The organism is Bradyrhizobium sp. (assembly GCF_047605465.1).
Taxonomy (GTDB): domain Bacteria; phylum Pseudomonadota; class Alphaproteobacteria; order Rhizobiales; family Xanthobacteraceae; genus Bradyrhizobium.
Window position 1 is genome coordinate 14,882 of sequence record NZ_JASGFS010000039.1, and the last position, 22,540, is coordinate 37,421.

The 22,540-nt window shown below is 65.7% G+C and carries 23 protein-coding genes; 9 read left to right on the top strand and 14 right to left on the bottom strand.

The features are described 5' to 3' along the window. Positions 1-14: 14 nt before the first annotated feature. Positions 15-986, bottom strand: coding sequence for an ABC transporter permease (locus QM712_RS24195; protein WP_415025660.1), 972 nt, complete (start codon positions 984-986; stop codon positions 15-17). Positions 987-1,556: 570 nt separating this feature from the next. Further along, on the bottom strand, positions 1,557-2,762 hold the full coding sequence (locus QM712_RS24200; RefSeq protein ID WP_415025661.1) for an ABC transporter substrate-binding protein: 1,206 nt from the start codon (positions 2,760-2,762) through the stop codon (positions 1,557-1,559). A 214-nt stretch (positions 2,763-2,976) separates the two neighbouring features. On the opposite strand from QM712_RS24200, the gene QM712_RS24205 reads away from it, so the two are divergent. Continuing rightward, positions 2,977-4,590 (top strand): acyl-CoA synthetase, encoded by a 1,614-nt coding sequence (locus tag QM712_RS24205; protein ID WP_415025662.1) that lies wholly within the window; start codon positions 2,977-2,979, stop codon positions 4,588-4,590. A gap of 15 nt (positions 4,591-4,605) precedes the next feature. Next, a complete protein-coding gene (locus QM712_RS24210; protein WP_415025663.1) occupies positions 4,606-5,613 on the top strand; it encodes a zinc-dependent alcohol dehydrogenase family protein in 1,008 nt (335 codons plus the stop codon). Between the two features lie 40 nt (positions 5,614-5,653). Here QM712_RS24210 and QM712_RS24215 read toward each other — a convergent pair whose 3' ends face one another. Next, the gene (locus QM712_RS24215; protein WP_415025664.1) at positions 5,654-6,853 is read right to left on the bottom strand and encodes an MFS transporter; all 1,200 of its coding nucleotides are present in this window, start codon (positions 6,851-6,853) and stop codon (positions 5,654-5,656) included. A 183-nt stretch (positions 6,854-7,036) separates the two neighbouring features. Here QM712_RS24215 and QM712_RS24220 point away from each other — a divergent pair, with 183 nt between their 5' ends. Beyond that, the gene (locus QM712_RS24220; protein ID WP_415025665.1) at positions 7,037-7,840 is read left to right on the top strand and encodes an MBL fold metallo-hydrolase; all 804 of its coding nucleotides are present in this window, start codon (positions 7,037-7,039) and stop codon (positions 7,838-7,840) included. Positions 7,841-7,862: 22 nt separating this feature from the next. Here QM712_RS24220 and QM712_RS24225 read toward each other — a convergent pair whose 3' ends face one another. Continuing rightward, the gene (locus QM712_RS24225; RefSeq protein WP_415025666.1) at positions 7,863-8,867 is read right to left on the bottom strand and encodes a helix-turn-helix transcriptional regulator; all 1,005 of its coding nucleotides are present in this window, start codon (positions 8,865-8,867) and stop codon (positions 7,863-7,865) included. A gap of 87 nt (positions 8,868-8,954) precedes the next feature. Here QM712_RS24225 and QM712_RS24230 point away from each other — a divergent pair, with 87 nt between their 5' ends. Beyond that, entirely contained in the window at positions 8,955-9,599 is a 645-nt protein-coding gene (locus QM712_RS24230; RefSeq protein ID WP_415025704.1) for a glutathione S-transferase family protein, read from the top strand. A gap of 15 nt (positions 9,600-9,614) precedes the next feature. Beyond that, a complete protein-coding gene (locus tag QM712_RS24235; RefSeq protein ID WP_415025667.1) occupies positions 9,615-10,049 on the top strand; it encodes a DUF6157 family protein in 435 nt (144 codons plus the stop codon). A 3-nt stretch (positions 10,050-10,052) separates the two neighbouring features. Here the strand turns inward: QM712_RS24235 and QM712_RS24240 are convergent, their stop codons facing one another. From QM712_RS24240 to QM712_RS24250, 3 genes are all read right to left on the bottom strand, one after another. Then, positions 10,053-10,838 carry an enoyl-CoA hydratase/isomerase family protein gene (locus tag QM712_RS24240; RefSeq protein WP_415025668.1) on the bottom strand — a complete coding sequence of 262 codons (786 nt, stop codon included), beginning with the start codon at positions 10,836-10,838 and terminating at the stop codon, positions 10,053-10,055. 13 nt (positions 10,839-10,851) lie between these two features. Beyond that, on the bottom strand, positions 10,852-11,958 hold the full coding sequence (locus QM712_RS24245; RefSeq protein WP_415025669.1) for a cyclic nucleotide-gated ion channel: 1,107 nt from the start codon (positions 11,956-11,958) through the stop codon (positions 10,852-10,854). A gap of 132 nt (positions 11,959-12,090) precedes the next feature. Further along, a complete protein-coding gene (locus QM712_RS24250; RefSeq protein WP_415025670.1) occupies positions 12,091-13,533 on the bottom strand; it encodes a TAXI family TRAP transporter solute-binding subunit in 1,443 nt (480 codons plus the stop codon). Between the two features lie 394 nt (positions 13,534-13,927). Here QM712_RS24250 and QM712_RS24255 point away from each other — a divergent pair, with 394 nt between their 5' ends. Next, entirely contained in the window at positions 13,928-14,275 is a 348-nt protein-coding gene (locus QM712_RS24255; protein WP_415025671.1) for a DUF3307 domain-containing protein, read from the top strand. A gap of 285 nt (positions 14,276-14,560) precedes the next feature. Further along, positions 14,561-14,959 (top strand): hypothetical protein, encoded by a 399-nt coding sequence (locus QM712_RS24260; protein ID WP_415025672.1) that lies wholly within the window; start codon positions 14,561-14,563, stop codon positions 14,957-14,959. Here QM712_RS24260 and QM712_RS24265 read toward each other — a convergent pair. Further along, on the bottom strand, positions 14,956-15,279 hold the full coding sequence (locus tag QM712_RS24265) for a YkgJ family cysteine cluster protein (protein WP_415025673.1): 324 nt from the start codon (positions 15,277-15,279) through the stop codon (positions 14,956-14,958). The two genes, QM712_RS24260 and QM712_RS24265, sit on opposite strands and share 4 nt — an antisense overlap. 5 nt (positions 15,280-15,284) lie before the next feature. Continuing rightward, entirely contained in the window at positions 15,285-15,983 is a 699-nt protein-coding gene (locus tag QM712_RS24270) for a helix-turn-helix transcriptional regulator (RefSeq protein WP_415025674.1), read from the bottom strand. Positions 15,984-16,095: 112 nt separating this feature from the next. On the opposite strand from QM712_RS24270, the gene QM712_RS24275 reads away from it, so the two are divergent. Beyond that, entirely contained in the window at positions 16,096-16,383 is a 288-nt protein-coding gene (locus QM712_RS24275; protein WP_415025675.1) for a hypothetical protein, read from the top strand. 37 nt (positions 16,384-16,420) lie between these two features. Next, positions 16,421-17,149, top strand: a complete 729-nt coding sequence (locus QM712_RS24280) for a glutathione S-transferase family protein (RefSeq protein WP_415025676.1) — start codon at positions 16,421-16,423, stop codon at positions 17,147-17,149. Between the two features lie 94 nt (positions 17,150-17,243). Here QM712_RS24280 and QM712_RS24285 read toward each other — a convergent pair whose 3' ends face one another. The 5 genes from QM712_RS24285 to QM712_RS24305 form a co-directional block, all read right to left on the bottom strand. Then, positions 17,244-18,395, bottom strand: a complete 1,152-nt coding sequence (locus QM712_RS24285) for an ABC transporter substrate-binding protein (RefSeq protein WP_415025677.1) — start codon at positions 18,393-18,395, stop codon at positions 17,244-17,246. A 90-nt stretch (positions 18,396-18,485) separates the two neighbouring features. Next, positions 18,486-18,905 carry an acyl-CoA thioesterase gene (locus QM712_RS24290; protein ID WP_415025678.1) on the bottom strand — a complete coding sequence of 140 codons (420 nt, stop codon included), beginning with the start codon at positions 18,903-18,905 and terminating at the stop codon, positions 18,486-18,488. Between the two features lie 25 nt (positions 18,906-18,930). Further along, the gene (locus tag QM712_RS24295; RefSeq protein WP_415025679.1) at positions 18,931-19,692 is read right to left on the bottom strand and encodes an SDR family NAD(P)-dependent oxidoreductase; all 762 of its coding nucleotides are present in this window, start codon (positions 19,690-19,692) and stop codon (positions 18,931-18,933) included. A gap of 22 nt (positions 19,693-19,714) precedes the next feature. Further along, positions 19,715-21,598, bottom strand: a complete 1,884-nt coding sequence (locus QM712_RS24300; RefSeq protein ID WP_415025680.1) for a feruloyl-CoA synthase — start codon at positions 21,596-21,598, stop codon at positions 19,715-19,717. After that, positions 21,595-22,398 (bottom strand): crotonase/enoyl-CoA hydratase family protein, encoded by an 804-nt coding sequence (locus QM712_RS24305; protein WP_415025681.1) that lies wholly within the window; start codon positions 22,396-22,398, stop codon positions 21,595-21,597. The genes QM712_RS24300 and QM712_RS24305 overlap by 4 nt, the downstream gene beginning before the upstream one ends. Positions 22,399-22,540: the final 142 nt, after the last annotated feature.

A 22,540-nucleotide genomic window follows, 5' to 3' on the forward strand; every position in this document is an offset into this window, starting at 1 on the left:
TCTCGTCGAGGCGATCAGATGTCGCCCTGTTGTGCCGTTTCCTCGTTACGCGGATTCAGGAATGTGTCGGTGATGACGGCGAGCAGAAGCACCACGCCCTTGATGAGGTTCTGCCCGGCGTAGGAGATGTCCATGATGGTCATGCCGTTGAGCATCGTGCCGATCAGCAGCGTACCGATGATGACGTTCAGCACGCCGCCGCGCCCGCCCGACAGGCCGATGCCGCCAAGCACCACCACCAGGATGACGTCGTAGATCAGCGTCGAGTTGAAGACACGGGTCGGCATCGAGTTGACGGATGCGGCCATCACCAGACCGGCGAAGCAGCCGATCAGCGCGGCAACGACGTATTGCAGGACGATGATCGGGCGGGAGGGGATGCCCGTGACCCGCGCGGCGTAGGGATTGTCACCGATCGCATAGATATAGGCGCCCCAGCGCGTCTGGCGCAGCAGGACAGCGACCACGATGCAGGCGATCGCAAACATCACGATCGAGGTCGGGATGCCGAGGATGGTCCCCTGTCCGAGCCGCTCGAAGCCGGCCATGCCCGGACTCCACTGCACGACGTCGAGCTGGAACAGCGCCGCTTGCCCGAGCCCCGCGAGCAGCAGGCCCGTTGCCAGCGTCGCGAACAGCGAGGGGACCTCGGCATAGGCGATCAGCCAGCCGTTGACGAGGCCGAAGGCGATCGTGAGCAGCACCGCGGTCAGGAGCGAAGCCGGAAGCGAGTGACCGTTCTGCACCATCTGCAGCACCAGCCCGGGCGGGACCGCCAGGGCTGCGATCAGCGAGATGTCGATGCCGCGGCCGATCACGACGATCGCCATGGCAAGGCCGAGGATGCCGAGCACCGCCACGTTCTGCAGCAGCGTCAGCATGTTCTCCGTCGTCAGAAAGCCGGGCAGGAAGATCGAGAAGACCAGGAACAGAAGCGTGAAGACGGCGAAGACGATCTCTTGCTGATTGAAACGAAGGCGCTTCATCCTGTCTTGCCTTTCTTCGAGGTCGTCAGCGGTCCATCAGGAGGATTGGGTCTCTATGCGATAGGTATGTGGAAGCGCAGCCGAGCTGTTACCGGGCGCCTTCGTCCGATCCTGCGCGCCGGGAGCGATCGAACTGGAAACGCCCGCGGCCTTCGCGCGACGGAGTGTCGGAAGTGGTCTCGGATGGGGCGGGCTGACAATGCTCGTCGTCGAACGCGTCAGCCGCGTCGTGGTCGGCCGGGACGAGGCGCTGCTCACAGGCATCGCCATTCGCGCGACATCGCGGTGTGTTCGGCGAGTGATCCGGGCTGATGCAAGCGAACGTTTCCCGCTTATCTCGTGGACTGCTTCTTGTTCTTCATAGGCTGGACGGCCCGGTTCGGCTTGCCTCGGAGCGTAGAGCTTTTGCTTGTCCATGCAAACCGGTCTTGCGTGTAGGCGGCGGTTATTTGCAATCTCGATGCCTGGTTGTTTGTGCGACGCACAAAGGGGCGCCGTGTCAGTGACAGAAGGCCGACGGTCCGGACCTGCGTCGCGTGCTGCGATGCAGGTCCGTCGTCGTCGTGACCGTCACTTCACCAGTGGGCAGCCGCCATCTTTCACCGGGCGGAATGCCTGGTCTCCGGGCACCTCGGCGAGCACCTTGTAATAGTCCCACGGGCCCTTGGACTCTTCGGGCTTCTTGACCTGGAACAGGTACATGCTGTGCACCATGCGGCCGTCCTCGCGCAGCACGCCGTTGTCGGTGAAGGCATCGCGCACCGGGGTTTCGCGCATCTTGGCCATCACCGTCTTGGTGTCGCGGGTGCCGGCGGCCTGCACCGCCTTCAGGTAGTGCAGCGTCGCGCTGTAGGTCGCGGCCTGGTTCATCGTCGGCATGCGCTTGACGCGCTCCATGAAGCGCTTGCCGAAGGCGCGGGTCTTGTCGTTGAGATCCCAATAATAGGCCTCGGTGATGATCAGGCCCTGCGCCAGCTTGAGCCCGAGGCTGTGCACGTCGGAGATGAACATCACGATCGCGGCCAGGTTCTGGCCGCCGGCGACGATGCCGAACTCGCCGGCCTGCTTGATCGCGTTGATGGTGTCGCCGCCGCCGTTCGCGAGCCCGATGATCTTGGCCTTGGAGGCCTGGGCCTGTAGCAGGAACGAGGAGAAGTCCGCCGTGTTGAGCGGATGCTTGACGCTGCCGAGCACCTTGCCGCCGGCCGCCTTCACGACGTCGCCGGTGTCGCGCTCGATCGAGTGGCCGAAGACGTAGTCGGCGGTCAGGAAGAACCAGGTGTCGCCGCCGTTCTTGACGATCGCGCTGCCGACGGTGTGGGCGTTCGAATAGGTGTCGTAAGTCCAGTGCGCGGTGTAGGGCGAGCAGGACTTGCCGGTGATGTCGGAGCTCGCCGCATCCGTGACGATCAGGATCTTCTCGTACTGCTTCGACAGCTCCATCACCGCGAGCGCGGTCGCGGAGGTCGGCATGTCGATGATCATGTCGACGCTCTCGGTCTCCCACCACTTGCGCGCGAGGGAGGCGGCGACGTCGGGCTTGTTGAGCACGTCGGCGCTGACCATCTCGATCGGCTTGCCGAACATCTGTCCGCCGAAATCCTCGATCGCCATCTTGGTGGCCTCGACGTTCCCCATGCCGCCGATGTCGGAATAGACGGAGGAGAAGTCGGAGAGCACGCCGATCTTCAGCGGCGCCTGCTGGGCGGACGACGGACCGACGAGAAATGCAGCAAGCAACCCGGCCGCAACAGCGGCACACGCGTTCCGGTACATGGATATTTCCCCCTTTTATTTATGATTTATCCCCCAGCCTAGGGTTGCCCTGGCCAAGCGTCAAATCTTGCGTCACGGCGCCGGTGAGCCGGCCGATTTGACGTGGACAATGGTGCCGACTAGTTTTCGTCGAAACGCGAAACTCGCATCGCTGCAGGGGCCTGACCCGCGTCTTGTCGACTTGCGCGCGGACGGAAAATTCAAGGGGACGGACATGACCGGCAACATCGCAGCCACCATCTCGAAAGCGCGCGAGCATTCGATCGGCGATCTGCTGCGCCGTTCGGCGGGCCGTGAGCCCAACAAGATGGCGGTGAGTTGCGGCAATGTCCGCTGGACCTTCTCCGAGTTGGACGCGGTCTGCAACCGGCTCGGCCGCGGCCTGCTCGGGCTCGGTCTCAGGAAGGGCGACCGTCTCGCCGTGCTGTCGCGCAATTCGCATGCGTTCGCGGCGCTGCGCTTCGCGGTCGCGCGGATCGGTGCGGTACTGGTGCCGATCAACTTCATGCTCAATCCGGACGAGATCAATTTCATTCTGAAGAGCTCGGGCGCCAAGCTGCTCGCGGCCGGCCCCGATTTCGTGGAGCCTGCGCGTGCCGCGAGCGCCAGGGACTGCGCGGTCGAGAAGATGATCTGGCTGCCGGGCGAGGATCCCGCCTCGCCACCCGCAGGTCTCACCACGTTCGACGATCTCCTGGATGCCGACGGCTCGTTCCTGGACGTTTCGGTCGACAGCCGCGATCTCGCGCAGATCGTCTACACCAGCGGCACGGAATCCCTGCCCAAGGGCGCGATGCTGACCCATGAGGCCGTGATGTGGCAGTATGTCAGCTGCATCATCGACGGCGGCATGAGCGCTGACGACAAGTTCCTGCACGCGCTGCCGCTCTATCATTGTGCCCAGCTCGACGTCTTCCTCGGGCCGCAGGTCTATCTCGGCGCCTCCGGCGTGATCACCGGCAAGCCGACCGCCGACAACATTCTGGCGTTGATCCAGGCCCACAAGATCAGCTCCTTCTTCGCGCCGCCGACGATCTGGATCGCGATGTTGCGCTCGCCGTCTTTCGACAAGACCGATCTGTCGACCTTGCAGAAGGGCTATTACGGCGCCTCGATCATGCCGGTGGAAGTGCTGCTCGAACTGCAGCGCCGCCTGCCCAACGTGAAGTTCTGGAATTTCTACGGCCAGACCGAGGTTGCGCCGCTCGCGACCGTGCTGCGTCCCGAGGACCAGCTCCGCAAGGCCGGATCGGCGGGCAAGCCCGTGGTGAATGTCGAGACGCGGGTGGTCAACGTCGCGATGGAGGACGTCAAGATCGGCGAGGTCGGAGAAATCGTGCACCGCTCGCCGCATCTGTTGTCAGGCTATTACAACGACCCCGAGAAGACCGCGGCGGCCTTTTCCGGCGGCTGGTTCCACTCCGGCGATCTCGCCACCGTCGATGCGGAGGGCCACATTACCGTGGTCGACCGCGTCAAGGACATGATCAAGACCGGTGGCGAGAACGTCGCGAGCCGCGAGGTCGAGGAGATGGTCTACCGTATCCCCGCGGTTTCCGAGGTCGCCGTCGTCGGCCTGCCCGATCCGCGCTGGATCGAGGCGGTCACCGCGATCGTGGTGGTCAAGACCGGCGAGAAGCTGGACGAAGATGCTGTCATCCAGCACTGCGCCGGACAGATGGCGCATTTCAAGGTGCCCAAGCGAGTCATCTTCGTCGACAGCCTGCCGAAGAACCCGAGCGGCAAGCTGCTCAAGCGCGAGCTGCGCCAGCGTTTCGTCGGCGGCGAGACGCTCGACAAGGCGATCCAGAAGAACTTCGGCACCTGAGGCGGAGCGCCTGCGATGAAAGCTTGGCAGGTCGCGCGCGACTGGTCGATCGAAGGCATGGAGCTGGCCGATCTGCCGGAGCCGACGCCCGGACCCGGTCAGGTCGCGGTGCGGATGCGGGCGGCTTCGCTGAACTATCGCGATCTGCTCACCGTGCAGGGCAAGGGCGGTGTCTCCAGGCTGCCGCTGATCCCGTTCTCGGACGGAGCAGGCGAGGTGATCGCCTTGGGCGACGGAGTTGCTCGCGTCGCCGTGGGCGATCGTGTCTGCCCGCTGTTCTTCCAGTCCTGGATCGACGGGAAGGTGTCGGCCACCAGCCGTCGCTGCGCGCTCGGCGGTACGCGGCCGGGTGTCTTGCAGGAGGTGATGCTGCTCGATGCCGAGGGCGTCAGTCGCATTCCCCCGCATCTGTCCTTCCAGGAGGCGGCGACGCTGCCCTGCGCCGGGCTCACGGCGTGGCGCGCGCTGTTCGAGGAGGCGGGCGTGCAGCCCGGCGACACCGTGCTGGTGCAGGGGACGGGCGGCGTGTCGATCTTCGCGTTGCAATTCGCAAAGCTCGCCGGCGCGAGCGTGATCGTGACCTCGTCGAGCGATGACAAGCTGGAACGCGCCAGGGCGCTCGGCGCCGACCACACCATCAACTATCGCTCGGTGCCGGAATGGGGCAAGGCCGCAGCCGAGTGGAGCGGCGGCGGTGTCGATCACGTCGTCGAAGTCGGCGGCAAGGATACGTTCGCCCAATCGCTCGAGGCTGCCAGGGTCGGCGGCACCGTCCTGGTGATCGGCGTGCTCTCCGGCTTCTCGCAGCAGATCGCGATCCCGAGCCTGTTCTCCAAGAATCTGCACGTCATCGGCCTGTCCGTCGGCAGTCGGCGCATGTTCGAGGGCATGGCCGCCGCTATCGGGCGCAACGGGATGAAGCCCGTGATCGATCGCGTGTTCGGTTTCGATGCCGTGCCCGACGCACTGCGGCTGATGCAGCAGGGCGGTCACTTCGGCAAGATCGTGCTGGAGTTTCCGTGAGGCTTCCACGCCTCTTCCCGCGCGCGGTAAGAGGGAGCCGTTAATACTTCTTCAGATGCGCTCCGAACGCCAGCCACAGCGCCGTTGAGGCGAGACCGAAGCAGCCGAGCAGCAGGAAGGTCGGACCGTAGCCGATCCATTGCGCGATCCAGCCGCCGAGCGCGGGACTGAGGCTCGCGCCGACGCCCTGCACGGTGATGACCGCACCCTGGCCGAGATTGATGCGGCCGGTGCCGTTGAGCGAACGCGCGACCATTCCGGGGACCGCGACCGTCTGCAGTCCGGTGCCGATGCCGTCGAGCACCTGGACCGGGACGACGCCCCACCATCCCGACAGGAAGAAGGCGAGCACGCCGCGTATCGGCAGCATCATGAAAGAGACCAGGATCACCGGCCAGTAATTTCGCTTGCCGGCAACCTGCATGCCGATCAGCGATGTCGCGATCATCACGCCCTGCGCGACCACCACCGTGGTCGCCACGAAGCTCGGGCCGTTGGCCTGCGATTCCGCCACGGCTGCAAGGCCGTAGAGCGGAACGATCGCGGCGTTGCCGAGGTGGAAGATCGCGAGCGCCACGGCCAGCACGAGCAGCGGCGTGTGCTTGAAGAGAATGGACAGGCCGCTCGGCGGACTGTCGGGATCGTCCTCCTTGCCGCCGCGCGCGGCGCGATCGTCGATCGACTTCGCCGGGAGCATCAGCACGCAGGCGATCGCGATAGCGCCGAACACCGCGGCGAGGACGAACACGGTGACGTAGCCGTATCTGTAGCCGAGATAGCCGGACAGCGCCGCGCCGATCATGTTGCCGGCGTGATTGAACGCCTGGTTGCGGCCGTTCAGCGCGTTGAAGCCCTTCTGCTTGGCGACACCGAGCGTGATGCCGGTCACCGCCGGCACGATTGCCGCACTCGCCAGCGATTGGGCGACCTGCGAGAACGTCACCGCCCAGAAGTTCTGCGAAACGAGGATGATCGCGGATGCCAGCACCACGCAGGCGCCGGGAATGATCACCCAGAGCCGCTTGTTGCGGCTGGAGTCGATGAAGCCGCCGATCGGCGTCGTGACCAGCATGCCCGCGACGTTGCCGATCGTCATGGCGGTGCCGATCAGGCCGCTGGCCCAGCCGCGCTCCTGGAGGAACACGCCCACGAACGGCCCGATGCCCGACTGCATGTCGGCCATGAAGAAGTTGACGGCGTACAGGGGCCAGAGACGGGATGAAGAAGCGCGCGTTGTCATCGAGACGCTGAACGTGATGCCGCCGATCGGAATATCGTCTGGCGCGGGCGAACAAGTCCGGCCGTTGTGCCGGGATGGACTCGAAAGTAACCTGCGCTGGGCACCTTGGTTCCGATCGCGCTTGCGATCGCCGGACTGCGGTGTCCACTCAGCTCTGTGACGGTCTTGTTCCGGAAAACGGCCATGTCTCTCTGGACTTGTGAAACCTGCGGCGCGCAATTCCCGGATAGCGGACGCCCGCCCGCATCGTGTCCGATCTGCGAGGACGAACGGCAATATGTGAACTGGAAGGGACAGACCTTCCTCACGCGGGAGACGTTGGCCGAACGGCATCGCGTGGTCTGGCGCGACGATCTCGGCCTCGCCGGCCTCGCGCTGGAGCCGGGCTTCGCGATCGGCCAGCGCGCGCTGCTGCTCCCGGTGGCGGACGGTTGCGTGATGTGGGATTGCGTGCCGCTGGCGACGCCGGAGGCAGTCGCCCATGTGCGATCGCTCGGCGGCCTCAAGGCGATCGCGATTTCGCATCCGCATTATTATGGCGCGCTGGCGGATTGGAGCGAGGCCTTCGGCGGCGTGCCTGTCTACCTGCATGCCGACGATCGGGAGTGGGTGACGCGGCCGCATCCGTCGATCGTGCCGTGGACCGGCGACAGCCATCGCGTCGCGGACGATCTGCTGCTGCTGCGCACCGGCGGTCACTTCGCCGGCGCCACCATGCTGCATTGGGCGCGTGGCGCCGACGGCAAGGGCGCGCTGCTCACCGGCGACGTCGCGCAGGTGGCGATGGACCGCCGCTTCGTCAGCTTCATGTATTCCTATCCGAACTACACGCCGCTGAACGCGGCCGCGGTAAGGCGGATCGCGGAAACGGTCGCGCCGCTTGCGTTCGATCGGATCTACGGCGCCTGGTGGGGCCGCAACATCGCCGCCGGCGCCAAGGCAGCGTTCGCGGCGTCGGTGGACCGATATCTCGCGGCCATCGCCTGACGCCGCGGAATGAGCGACGTGATCAGGCTCTCCGCAGCGCCGGCGCCGCCTGCTGCGACGAGGCGCGATAACGCGTGGCCATCGCCTGTGTCAGCTCGGTCATCTTCTCGCGCAGATCGGCCGGCTCCAGCACTTCGGCTTCGGGCCCGAGACGCAGCAATTCGGCAGCGGCGTGCCACGAGGTCTTGCCGACCGGCACCCTGGCGATGCGCCAGCCATCTGCATCGGCCGTGTCTTCGAGCTGCGTGCGTGCCTTGACGTAAGGCTGGCTCAAGGCGTCGAGCAGTTTGACGCCGAAGGGCGACAGCCGCACCACCGCGACGTTGGGATGCATCTCGGCCTCGAGACGGAGCGTCGCGGCCTGCCAATGGGCGGCGAGATCGAAATCGGCGGGACGATCGAAGCGGTCGTCGAGCGCCGTGCAGTCGAGCACGCGCGCGACGCGGTAGGTGCGCACGGTGCCGTCGACCAGGCCCGCGAGATACCAGCTCCCGCCCTTCAGCACGAGACCGAGCGGCGCAACGCGGCGCTGCTTCTCCGCGCGCCAGCTCCGGTAGCGGATCCGGATCATCGTCCCGCGCAGCAGGGCACCGGAAATGGTGCGCAGATGTCGTGGCTCCTCCACCTCGCCGAACCATCCGGGCGCGTCGAGGTGGAAGCGCTCCTGCATCCGGCTCGCATCCTGGCGCAGATGGGCGGGCAGCGCGGCCATCAGCTTGTTCTGCGCGGCGATCATCGCCGCATCCAGCCCGAGCGCTGCCGCGGGACCCGGCAATCCCGCCAGGAACAGCGCCTCCGCCTCGTTCTGCGACAGGCCGTTCAACCGCACCCGGTAGCCGTCGAGCAGGCGATAGCCGCCCTCGGCGCCGCGATCGGCGTAGACGGGAACGCCGGACGCCGCCAGCGCGTCGATGTCGCGATAGATCGTCCGCACCGACACCTCGCAGGCTTCCGCCAGTTCAGGCGCAGTGACCTGCCCCTTCGCCTGGAGGGTGGTTAGGATCGACAGCATCCGGCTCGCGCGCATGGTCCCTTAAACCATACCTGACACAGGATGTCAGGTATGGTCCGCTACAACACGGGGCATCGCCAGCAGGCCAGATCGGAGACCGCCATGACCGACCCGAACCGCATCACGCTCTTTTATTCGCCGCAAACCCGCGCCACCGGCACCAGGGTGCTGCTGGAGGAACTCGGCGCGCCGTACGATCTGCAGGTCCTCAACATGAAGGCGGGCGATCAGCGCAAGCCGGCCTATCTCGCCATCAATCCGCTCGGCAAGGTGCCGGCGATCCGGCGCGGCGAGGCGTTGGTGACCGAGCAGGTCGCGATCACGATCTATCTCGCCGACCTGTTTCCGCAGGCGGGACTGACACCCGCGCTCGACGATCCCCTGCGGGGGCCCTATCTGCGCTGGATCTCCTACTACGGCTCATCCTTCGAGCCCGCGCTGATCGACAGGTTCATGCAGCGCGATCCGGCGCCGATCACGCAGTCGCCCTATGCCGATTACGACACGATGCTGGGCGCGCTCGAAGCGCAATTGTCGAAGGGGCCATATCTGCTCGGTGAGCGCATGACCGCCGCGGACGTGCTGTGGGGCATCGCGTTCAGCTGGACCATGATGTTCGGGATCGTGCCGAAGAAGGACGTCTTCGTCCGCTATTCCGAACGCATGACCGCGCGCCCGGCGTTCCAGCGGATCAATGCCGCCGATGCCGAGATGGCTGCGCAGCATGCGGCGGTGGCGGGAGGATAGGAGGCCTAATCCGGCATGACCAAGCCGATCCATACGACCAATTATTTCGACACGTTCATCCGGGTCGCGGAAGACTGTCCGGCGCGCTCCGGCGAGGAGCCGCCGCCGCGCGCGGGGCAGCCGACGGTGGCGGGCCTGCAATATGCCATGATCGCGAAGGCGCCTTACAGATACACCTCCGACGATGTGATCTTCGCGACGTCGGCGCCGGGGCGCGAACTCGGTGCCGGCGCGAGCAAGGCGGAGAAGAGCGCCGCCCGCGCGGCGTTCTTCTCGCGTGGGCAGGCCTGCATGCGCGCCTCGGGCCTCGGCAAGCGCTTCGGCTGGGGCGTGCACGCGGACGGCAAGGGCCGCATCGCGATCTACGCCGTCGACAGCGCGGACTATCAGGCACTGGCGCGCGATTCGAATCTCACCCAGGTGAGCGCGATGCGGTCGAAACGGGCGTAACCCTCAGAAGCGCGGCGGCCGCTTCTCCGCGAACGCCTTGATGCCTTCCTTGATCTCGTCGCCGCGCATGCTGTCGCGGTGGCGCTGGTCGGCGCCGGCCTCGTCGAGCTCGCCGCGGGCGAATTCGTTGATCGCGCGCTTCATGCCGCGCATCGCCTGCGGCGCATTGCCGGCGAGGACCGTCGCGAGCCTGTCGACCTCCTCGTCGAGGAATTCCACGGCCACCATGGCGGTGAGATAGCCGATCCGCAGCATCTCCGGCGCGCTGATCTTCTGCGCGGTCAGGAACAGCTTCTTCGCATTGTCGACGCCGAGCCGTGTGACGTAGCGCTTGATGCCGCTCCTGTAGTAGTGCAGCCCGAGCCGCGCCGCCGGCATGAACATCTCGGCGGTGTCGATGCCGATGCGGAAATCGCAGGCGAGCGCGAGGTCGGTGGAGCCGCCATAGACGCCGCCGTTGAGCCGGCAGATCGTGGGCACGCCGAGGTCTTCCAGCCGGTTGACGACCACTTCGAATGCCGAACCCGCGCTCTGTTGCTCGTTGGCGCTGACGGCGCGCTCGGCGACCGAGTTGAGGTCGTAGCCCGCGGAGAACGCGCGGCCGGTGCCGGTCAGCACCAGCACGCGGATCGCGGGATCGGCCTCGATCCGGTCGAACAATGTCATGAGCGTGCCGAGATCTTCCGCCTGCAGCCGGTTCAGATGTTTCGGGCGGTTGAGGCGGATGGTGGCGCGCGCGCCGGTGATTTCGAGCACGGGCCCCGAGGCCGCGTCGGCGGTCTCCGACATTCTGGTCTCCATTCTACTTGTTCTCGAGCGCGCGCCGCGTGGCTTCCGCGTCGATGGTCTGGGCGAGATCGGGATGACGCGCCATCAGCACGCGGAAGTCGACGAGGTCAAGCACCAGCAGCCGCGACACCTTCGTGGTCGAGACATTGGCGCCGCGCATGTTGTTGCCGAGCAGCGCCATCTCGCCGAAGAAGGCGCCGTCGCCGAGCTGCACCTTCTTGCCGGGCAGGTCGACCTCGACCTCGCCGGCGGCGATGAAGTACATGCAATCGCCCTTCTGGCCCTTCCTGATGATCATAGTGCGCGCCGGAAGGTCCATGGTCCGCAGCATCTGGGTGACGTCGGCGATGGCCGCCGGCCCGAGGGCCGCGAAGAACGGCACCTTGCTGACGGATTCCCAGGTCTTGAGGAAATTGTCGCGCCGGGTCTCCGCCGCGAAGCCGGTTGCCAGGATGCCGGTCCAGAGCCCGAACACGCCGAGGCCGGAGATCATCACCAGCGCGGCCACCATCCGGCCGAGCGGCGTGACCGGCACGACGTCGCCATAGCCGGTCGTCGTCAGCGTCACCACGGCCCACCACAACGCCGCGGGCACGCTGCCGAATGTCTGGGGCTGCACGTCCCGTTCGAGGAAATATTCGGCGACGGAGGCGAGGAAGACCACCATCAGGAAGATCACGAGCACGCTGAGCAGCGGCCCTGATTCCAGCACGAGCACGCGTCGGAGCTGGCGCAGGCCGGGAATGCCCGGAACCACTTTCAGCACCCAGAGCACGCTGAGCAGCCAGGCCGTTCCCGGCTCGACGCCGAGAACCAGCGCCACCGGCACGGCCAGCGCTCCGATCGCATCGACCAGCCCGGCGGCGGAAGACACGTAGAGCGCAAGGCGGTGCTGCCGCGCCATGTGGCGCAGCCGGACCAGCCATTCGAACACGAAGTAGGCGAGGCAGGCCCACAAAAGGGCATCGGCCCAGCGGTGCGCCTGATGGGCCGAATTGACCGTCAGCAGCACCAGGCTGAACACGCCGATGGTCACCGCCGCATAGGCCGCCTTGGTCATGTTGCGGCCGGCCGTAGCGGCCATGAACTGGGCCAGAGCAGGGATCAGCGGCTTGGTCATGCGGGATGGCGGCCCGGTCTTGGCATCGATGTTCGCGGTTCCGGCTGGGACTGCGGCGCCAAGGTGCCTGCCTGCGTAGAGGTCGTCAACGACAGGGCAGCCTTGCCGGCGCCGCAAGCCGTGCCGGGATCGTCAGGCACTCTGGGCGGTCTTCACCACCACGACCTTGCTGTCGTCATGCTGGGGCGGGGAAGGTTCGCGCGCGGCCTTCTCGGCTTCGCCGGCATGCCGCTTGAGGTAGTCGCGACGCATGCCGATCTCGTCGCGGACGAATTCATAGCCGAGCTTGAAGGTGTCGAGCCCGTCGGTACTGATCGTGCCGTCCCTCAAGCCTATGACGGCGCCGCGCAGGATGCCCTCGAGCTCGTCCTGCAGGCATTCGAGCTGCTCCAGCGAATGGGCGTGCTCGATGCGCTCGCCGATATCGAGGATGGCGGTGGCGAGTTCGCCCGCCTTCTCCGGGGCGATCCGGGTGATCTTGGTGTAGATGGCTGCGAAGATCGAACCGATGACGCTGAGCGCGCCGGCGCCCAGGTACATCATGTCGCTGTACTTATCCATGAACGACTTGGTGTCATCGTTGATGTAGTCGGCAGCCCCCTGATGCGCCATCACGAAGGCGTCCTTCTCGGTGGAGGCCGGCTCGATTCGGGTGGCAAAGCCGTTGTCGAGCCCGAGCGCGGATTTGTTCTCGTAGACGATGCGCGCGAGATCACCCGCCGTCGTCAGCGACATCCTGGACTGCGCGACCAGCAGCCATTGCAGGCCGATCGTGTCGAGGTCGTCGTCGGGAATCTCGGGCGAGGCCGACAGCGTGCCGGCCGTCAGCGTCTCGTCGGAAATGCCGGGGAATTTGCGCGCCAGCGCCTTGGCCTCGTCGATCGCGTTCAGCGTGAAGCCGCCGCGCCGGGCGACCTGCTGATAGGCTTTGTCCCTGACCGCCTTGGATGCGTGGACGATCGCGATCACGGCGCTGAAGCCGCTGGACGGCGCGAACAGCTTGTCGAGCGTGGCGCCCTGCGGCGCCATCTGGATCTTCGCGGAGTCAGGCCCGTCGGGAACATCGAGGATGTTGCGGACGAAGGCGAGCGAGGATTCGTTCTCGGCGACGACCGCGACCTTCTTCTTCCTCAGTTCGGCCAGCGACTTGATCTTCTTGTTGCCGGGGCCGAGCAGCAGCACGAGATCGTGCTCGAGGATCGCGAGCGTGCGTGCCCGCGGCGGCACCCTGGCGTCGGTCCGCAGGATGGCGAGGTCGGCCTGCCGGCGATCGAACTGGGCGAGCGCCTTGGCATTGTCGGGGTTGTTGACGATCTTGATGCGGAAACGCGAGGCGTTGTTCTTCAGCACGGCGGCGAGCTTGGCCGCGAACAGGGCCTCGTCGCTGTCGGGGCCGCCGACGGCAAAGGTCAGGGTCTCGGAATTGTGCAACATCGCGCGGCCGGCCCAGACGGTGGCGAACGACAGCAGCAGGGTCAGCACGACGTACAGCAGGACCTGCTGCTGGTTGGTCTTGATCACCTTGGGACGCCGCGGCGGCGCCTCGGTCGAGGAAGCCTGGCCTTCAGTACTCATGGCAGCACGCTGGCCTTGTTCTCGCGACGGGCGCGGGATCGGTTCGGCGCTCGCCCTGCAATTCGCAAAGGTCTGAAAAAAGAACGGTATTTCTCTGCCGGAATGATAGCGCGACAGGGCTGGAAAGCAAATTTCGCGCCGCAGGTAACCTTACCCGTCCCGCCGCGGCGATTGGTCATCCTATCACCGTTTAGCCACAGTTGGCGATTTTCCGGTTCCCCCGGCTGCATTCCGTCGCAGGAGGTGTCATAAATCGTCGGTCCCGGCGCTTTGACCGGCCCAAGAAGAAGTTGCGCTGAACGCTCGAATTTTTCTTGTCACGTCAATGAGGGCGTCAGTTTTGTCGTTTCCACCCTTGTCATCGGCGGTTCCGGTTGAAGCGCTCATTGGCTGGATGTTGCTGCTCACGTTCAAGCACATCATCGCCGATTTCGTCCTGCAGACCGCCTGGATGGCGCAGGGCAAGGACCAGAAGCACGGTTGGGCCCTTCCGCTGCTGGTGCACTGCCTCATTCACTTCGCGGTCGCATTGCCGCTGATTCTGATCGTGGCGCCCCGATTCTGGTTCGTGGCCCTGATCGATTTCGCGATTCACATCACGATCGACCGTGCCAAGGGACTGGTTTCGGCCAACCTCGGGGTCAACCAGGAGCACCCCTGGTTCTGGACCCTGATCGGCGTCGACCAGGCGCTGCATCACCTCACCGGCTTCGGCCTGTCCATCTTCATGGCGGCGAACTGACGCCGGCTGAGCCCGGACTCGAGCCAATTACAGCCATTCCAAAGAGGTCGTCATGCCCGGGCTGGCCCCGGGCATCCCCGTTGTCCGCGACGGGCGGCAAGCGCGAACGGCCGGCGATGCTGCCGTGGCGGCTCGGCCGCTCAGACGATTCCGCTCGATGCGATCGCCCGGCCGTGCCTCAGATTCGCGGCATACTGGCAAGAACCCCGGGTGACTACCGGCCAAGGTGGTTAACCTTTCATTAGAGAATTACGCGGCATCTTCCGGACACGAGGGAGAACTGCAATGTTTTCAAGCCGAGACGCCTTTGAAAGCGATTTCTGCCCGGTCCGCGACGAACTCCTTGGCGAGATGTATCGCGCCAGCGAGAACGGTTTGCCGCGGCTGGTTGAGAGTGTTTCCCCTGACGTGCGCGCCAAGCTGGCGCTGTTCTGCTATCGCCGCAGCCATCTGAACTCGCTGGCTGTCGCGATCGCTGCGAGCTGCAGCGAGCGCGACCTGGTCGACAACGGCGGCCGTGTCGGTTCGACGCTGTATGCATTGTCGCGCGAGGTCTCGACCAAATCGTCGCCATCGCTGTCGAGCGGCCGCAAGCCGATCACGCTCTCGACCAAGCCGCTCTCGGTGCTGGCGCCGCTCGACGACGAACTCGACGACGAGATCAGCGAAGCCGTTCCGGCCTAAGCAGCCGCGATAACCGGCAGCCCGAATTTCCGCCGCGCCATGGCGCATTCGGCGTCGCCCGGCATGCAGGTCCGGCACACCTCCGGCCGCACGGCATAGATGCCGCAAGCGGTCTCTCGTCCGATGTCGCCCTGCAGGGCCGAGCAGCGATCGCCCTCGCAGCGCATGCCGGATTGCCGTTCGTTGACCAGTGCCTCCGGAATCGCCGCAAGCTCCTCGTCGCTCTCGATCGAGAAGCGCGGCCAGTTCGCCGAATAGCCGCAGCAGGCACCGCAGCTCTGGCAGCAACTCGACAGATCGATCGGGGCCGTCTCATTCATCGGCATCACGTGTCCTTTGGCGGACCCCAGACCAGGCTCTGCCGCCATTTCGCGCGCAGCACGTCGCGCCGCTCCGGATACTTCTCGTCGAGATAGGTTGCCTCCACGACACGGTCGGTGCGGAAGCTTCGGAAATCGCTGCGCAGTTCGCACCAGGCCGCGAGCAGGCGGACGGCTTCGAGATAGCCGACCGAGATCGGCCAGATCATGCGTTCGCTCGGGCGCCCCTGCTCGTCGCGATAGCGCAGCATGATCTTCTTGCCTTCGTGGATCTGGGTGCGCGTGCGCACCATGTCGAGGCGGTCTGGCTCCCTGTTCCAGCTCGGTCGTGCGCGGCTCGCGGGCTCCAGCACGAAGGGACGCAGCCTCTCGGGCACGGTATCGGCGATCTTGGCCATCAGGTCTTCGGCCGCGCGCGCCAGTGCGGAATCGGCGTGGCCCGCGACCCATTGCGCGCCCAGCACCGCCGCTTCGATCTCGTCGGGTGTCAGCATCAGCGGCGGCAGGTCGAAGCCCTTCTCCAGGATGTAGCCCATGCCGGCTTCGCCGCGGATCGGCACGCGCTGGCCCATCAGCGTTGCGATGTCGCGATAGATCGTGCGCTTGGAGGTCTCGAGCTCGGCCGCGATCGCATCCGCCGTCAGCGGCTTACGCGTGCGCCTCAGCACCTGGATGATCTGAAACAGCCGGTCGGCGCGTCTCATGACAATTCTCTCATCGGGGGCGGATCAGAAAGCGGCGCGTGGATGCTGACAGGATGTTGGCAGCAGGGGAGTTCTATACCGGGACAACACATCGACTGAAGAGGATTTGTCCATGTTCATTCCAACCCATTTCAGGCCGGCCGGCCCGCTGTGGCGTTCGCGGGTCCCGCTGCAGGCCTCGCTGTATTCCTGGGCCTTCAGCCGCCTGGTGTTTTTCGATTTCACCGTCGTCGATCTCCGCATTGCGTTTGCGACCATGGTGACACGCTCGCTGGTCCGGGGTGCGGACGCGCTGGCCCGCCATGTCGTTCGCAGTGTCATGGGCCGCGCCTGGCGAGGCGCCCGTTTCGCAGAAGATATCACGGCTGCTGCCACCATGGTGGCAGCAGCCGGGCGATAGGTTCCGTCAACTTTCTCGGCAGTTCAGGAGAGCTTGCATGATCACGCTTTACGGCTTTGGCACCGGCTTCGGCCTGCCGGAAATCAGCCCCTTCGTGACCAAGACGGAGGTCCAGCTCAAAATGGCGCAGCTGCCCTACCGCAAGGAACGTGCGATGCCGCCGGCTTCGCCCAAGGGACAGCTCCCCTTCATCGATGATGACGGCGAGGCGGTGGCCGATTCCACTTTCATCCGCGCCCACATCGAGCGGCGCTACGGGTTCGATTTCGACGCCGGTCTCGGCCTGCAGGAGCGCGCGCAGGCCTGGGCGTTCGAGCGCATGATCGAGCATCACGTCTATTGGGGGCTGGTCGGCGCGCGCTGGGTCGATCCGGTCAACTTCGCCAAGGGGCCCGCGCACTTCTTCGACGGCGCGCCTGGACACAATCGCGAGAAGCTGCGCGAGGACGCGCAATTCCGCGTCGCCGAGAACTATCTCCTGTCCGGCCTCGGTCGTCATGCGCCCGACGACGATGTCGATCTCGCGATACGCTCGCTGTTCGCGCTGTCGGTACAGCTCGGCGACAAGGCCTATCTGATGGGACATAAACCCAGCGGCGTCGATGCGACCGCGTTCGGCGCGCTCGCGGGAATCCTGACGCCGTTCTTCGAATCCGCCTTGCGCCGGCGCGCGGAAGAGTTTCCGAACCTCGTCGCCTATGTCGATCGCATGATGGACGCCTACTATCCCGAGTTTGCCTGGACGCCGCTCCGGCAGGCGGCCTAGGCACGACACCGCGGCAGCAACGCGCGATCAATCCGGACAAGAAAAGAGCCGGCCCGATGGGCCGGCTCTCGTCGTTTCGACATGGTCGCGTCGCTTACTTCGCGAGCGTGTACTTGCCGTCCTTCACGGTGAGCAGGATGCGCGAACGGTCGTCGAGGCCGTAGCGGTCCTTTTCGGTGAAGTTGTACACGCCCTGGCTCGCGGCCATTTCCTTCTCCGAGAGCAGCGCCTGACGGATCGCCTCGCGGAATTCCGGCGTGCCGGGCTTGGCGGTCTTCAGCGCCACCGGGACGACGCGCTTCAGGATCTCGAAGGCATCGTAGGCGTGGCCGGCGAACTGGCTGCGGCTGTTCGGGCCGTACTTGGCCTCATAGGCGGAGTTGAGCGCGAGACCCGGCTTCTTGGTGAGCGCGCTGTCGGGCTGATCCTCGGGGTCCATGACCGGGCCCGACGCCATCAGCACGCCTTCGGCGGCCTTCCCCGCAATGCGGATGAAGTCCATGCTGGCCGCGCCGTGGGTCTGGTAGATCAGGCCCTTGTAGCCGCGTTCACGCAGCTCGGTCTGGGGCAGCGCGGCAGCCGTGCCGGAGGCGCCAACCAGGATCGCGTCCGGGTTGGCGGCGACGAGCTTCAGCACCTGTCCGGTCACCGACGTGTCGGGACGCGCGAAGCGCTCCTCGTCGGCAATGCTCAGGCCCATCGGTACGCCCTGGGCCTTGAGGTCGTTGAACCAGAGATCGCCGTAGGAGTCGGAATAGCCGATATAGCCGACCGACTTCACGTTGTGCGCCTTCATGTGCTCATAGAGCACCTTGCCCATGATCGGGATCGGCTGCGGCATGGCCACCGACCACTTCATCCGTTCGGGCGTGATCGGGAACGGGGCGAGGCCGAAATGCGGGATGCCGGCTTCGTTGGCGACGTTGGAAACCGCGATCGAGGGCGGCGTCACCGCCGAGCCCATGATGACGTCGGCCTTGGATTCGGTGACGAAGCGGCGGGCGTTGGTGGTCGCAGTGGTGGGATCGCCGCCGTCGTCGAGCACGATCACCTTCAGCGGCACGCCGCCGATCTCCTTCGGCACGAATTCCAGCGCGTTGCGCTCGGGAATGCCGAGTGCGGCGCCGGGGCCGGTCGTGGTGGTGGTGATGCCGATCGTGATCTCGCTGCTCTGGGCCAGCGCGGGCAAGGCCGGCAGAGCCAGCGAGGCCGCGGCGATCGCGGCGGTCAGGTAGAACCGTTTCATTCATTCCTCCCTTGGGGTGTCTCTTTGAAAGCAGAAATCGAGGGTTAATTCAGCCCCCTCTTTTGGCGATGCGGCGATTTAACTCCAGGGTTAATTCCCCACGAATTTCGCCACCATTTCCGGCGGAAAGGGTGCCGATTTCAGCTTGTCCGGATTGGCGGGGTCGCGGCCGACCAGGACGCGGGTCTCGAAGGCCTCGATCGCGAGATTCTCGCCCTTGTAGACGTTGTGCTTCACCTCGAAGCTCGAGCGCTTGATGCTCTCGATCCTGGTCTCGATGGTGATCCAGTCGCCGTGGGTCGAGGGGATGTAGAATTTGGCCCGCGTGTCGACCATGGGGATGCCGACCAGGCCGTATTTGTGGACCAGGTCCTGTTTCGAGAAGCCTGCCGTCTCGAACAGGACCGAGGTCGAATCGTCGAACATGCCGAAATAGCGCGGGTAGTAGACGATGTTGGCGGGGTCGCAATCGCCCCACTGGATCTGTACGTCGCGCCGGTTCACGAACATGCGCTTGTCCTGCTTCCGCCGCGTCTTACTTCGGCGCCATGCGCAGGGAGCCGTCGAGGCGCACCACTTCGCCGTTCAGGTACGAATTCTCGACCATGTGCAGCGCGAGTGCCGCGAACTCGTCGGCATTGCCGAGCCGGCGCGGGAAGGGGATGGCGGCGGCGAGCGAGTCCTGGGCCTCCTGCGGCAGGTTCGCCAGCAGCGGGGTGAGGAACAGGCCGGGCGCGATCGTCAGTACGCGGACGCCGAATTGCGCGAGCTCTCGCGCGATCGGCAGCGTCATGCCGACGATGCCGCCCTTGGAGGCCGAATATGCCGACTGGCCGATCTGGCCGTCATAGGCGGCGACGGAGGCCGTGTTGATGATGACGCCGCGCTCGCCGGTCGTCTGCGGCTCGAGCTTGGACATCTCGGTCGCGGCAAGGCGCAGCATGTTGAAGGTGCCGATCAGATTGACCTTGATCACCTTGTCGAAATCGGCGAGGGCCATCGGCCCGTCGCGGCCGACCACGCGCTTGGCGACGCCGATGCCGGCGCAGTTGACCAGCACGCGGGCCGGGCCGTGCGCCTTGGCGGCCTGCGCGATCGCGGCTTCGGCCGAAGCGGCGTCGGAGACGTCGCAGGTCACGGCTACGCCCTTGATCTCGGCGGCAACGGTCTCCGCGAGCTTGGCGTTGAGATCGCAGACCGCGACCTTGGCGCCCTGTGCCGCCAGTTTACGCGCTGTGGCCGCACCGAGGCCCGATGCACCGCCGGTGACGATGGCTGCCTGATCCTTCAACAACATGGCGTTCTCCTTCAATGATTTCTTAGCCGACCGATATCACACGATCCGACGGATTGGCAGCATAGAGCTCCTCGATCAGCGCGGTACGATGCTCCAGCACCGCACGCTGGTTGATGGAGCCCTTGTCGGTGACCTCGCCCTTGTCGATCGACAGCGGCGCATCCATGAGGATCGCGCGCGTGATCCGCGTCGAGGAGCCTGTGGCCGACGCAAGGAAGCGGGTCAGGCGTTCGCGGAAGGCTTCGCGCACCAGCCGGTCGCGGGCGGTGACGGTGAGATCGTCGGCCGGCAGGGTCGGATTGATCAGGCGGCAGCCGTCGAGATCGAGCAGGACGAGTGCGGATATCTCGTCGCGGTTGATGCCGGCGATGACGACGTCCCGCACCAGCGGCGCGCAGGCCGCGACGAAGCGGGCGCGCAACGGGCCGACGCTGACCCAGGTGCCGCTCGCGAGCTTGAAGTCCTCGCTGACACGGCCGTCGAAGTCGAAGCCGGCGTTGAAATCGTCGGGGTCGACCGGCTTGAGCGCATCGCCGAGCTTGTAGAAGCCTTCCTCGTCGAAGGATTTCGCGGTGATGTCGGGCTGGCGCCAGTAGCCGGGCATCACGTTCGGTCCCTTGGCGCGCACCTCGAGCTTGCCGTTGTTGGGAACGAGCTTGGCGTCGTTGCCGAGGACAGGCAGGCCGACATGGCCGGAACGGCTGGTGCGCGGATTGACCGACATGAAGAAGGGCGCGGTCTCGGTCGCACCCAGTCCGGTCAGCATCGGCACGCGATAGCCCTTCTCCTTGATCGCCAGCTCGTCGAGGCTGTTCCAGACGAACGGCGAGAGCGCGGCGCCCGAGAAGAACATCGCGTGCAGCCGGTCGAAGAACTTGGCGCGCAGGCCCTGGTCGTCGCGCAGATAGGGCAGCAGCGACTCGTAGCCCTTGGGCACGTTGAAATAGACCGTCGGCGAAATCTCCTGGAGATTGCGCACGGTCTCCTCGATGCCGCCGGGCATCGGCTTGCCGGCGTCCAGATACATCGAGCCGCCGTTGAACAGCGTCAGCCCGATATTGTGGTTGCCGCCGAAGGTGTGGTTCCAGGGCAGCCAGTCGATGATGACGGGCGGCTCGTCCATCAGGAAGGCGAGCGTCTCGCGCAGCATGATCTGGTTGGCGCAGATCATGCGCTGGGTGTTGATGACGGCTTTGGGGTTGCCGGTCGAGCCCGACGTCAGCAGGAATTTCGCGATCGTGTCGGGGCCGATCTGCCCGTGGACCTCGTCGAGGTCGGAACGGATCGGCGTCGCCATGAGATCGGCGAGCAGCGTGACGTCGCGGCCGGGCACGCTGCCGTAGGACGCCGCGATCTCGGTGCCGGGCGCGACATTGGCGATCAGGGCATCGGCGAACCTGTCGGCGTCCTCGGCGAAGACGAGGCCGGGCGTCAGCAGCTTCATCAGATAGGCGAGCTTGCCGTAGTCCTTCGACACCAGCGAATAGGCCGGCGACACCGGGCAGAACGGAATGCCGGCATGGAACGCGCCGAAAGCCAGCAGCGCGTGGTCGATCGAGTTGCCGGAAAGGATGACGACCGGGCGTTCCGCCGACAGCCCGCGCTGGATCAGGCTCGAAGCGATGTGCCGGCTCGCGGTGAGCAGCTCCGCATAGGTGATCTTGCGCCAGCCGCGGCCGCCTTCGCGCTCGGCCATGAAGACGCGGTCCGGCGTGGTCGTCGCCCAGTGATGCAGGCGGTCGGTGATGCGGACGGGATAGTCGCCGAGCGGCTGCTTCGGCCTGAGATAGATCGTGCCGTCGTCGCGCCGCTCGACGGTGATGGCGGGATCGCCGAACGAGATCGGCCGCAGCGGGAAAGTGCTCGCGCCGCGCTCTGTACCGGAAGAGGACGGCTGCGCGCTCATGACTTCGGCTTCACCTTGGCGGTCTTGTGCTCGAGGAATTCGCGGATCCGGCGCTTGGCCTCCTTGTCGCTCTGCGCGACGGTGGCCATCAACGATTCCATCAGCAGGCCGGTCTGCGGATTCGCCTCCGCGATCATCGGCAGCGCCTGGAGCACGGCGAAATTCGTCAGCGGCGCGTTGGCAGCGATGCGGGTGGCGAGTTCCAGCGCCTTGCCGAGACCATTGTCGGCTTCCGTCAGATATTGCGCGAAACCGTAGGAGGCGCCTTCGGTGGCGGAATAGACCCGGCCCGTCAGCATCATGTCCATCATGCGCGCGACGCCGATCAGCCGCGGCAGCCGCACCGATCCGCCGCCGCCGACGAAGATGCCGCGCTGTCCCTCCGGCAGGGCGAAATAGGTCGAGGGTTCGGCGACGCGGATATGCGCCGCGCAGGCGAGCTCCAGCCCGCCGCCGATCACGGCGCCCCTGAGCGCGGCGATGACGGGCACGCGGCTGTACTGGATGCGGTCGAACACCCGGTGCCACATCTGCGAATGCAGGAGGCCGCCGGTCGCATCGTGATCCTGCAGCTCGGACAGGTCGAGGCCGGAGGAGAAATGATCGCCGATGCCATGAATGACGACCGCGCCGATGTCATCGGGCAGGGACGCGAAGCACTCGCCGATCTCCAGGATGATGCCGTCGTTGAGCGCATTGCGCTTGGCCGGCCGGTTCAGGCCCACCGTCAGGACCCGCTCCGCCCTCTCGATCTTCAGCAGCCCGGAGGCGCGCGCGTCAGCGGTCTCGGCGTTTCCCATGGATCATTACGTCCTTATCAGAATAGTTATGTTGTATAACGAATTCTGGGGGAGTCAATATGGCGTCGCCGATCTGGCCCCGGCGGGCGGTCCGGCATCTGGTTCGATCGCCGCAGTCCGGTGCGCGCCTCTTGCCGAATTC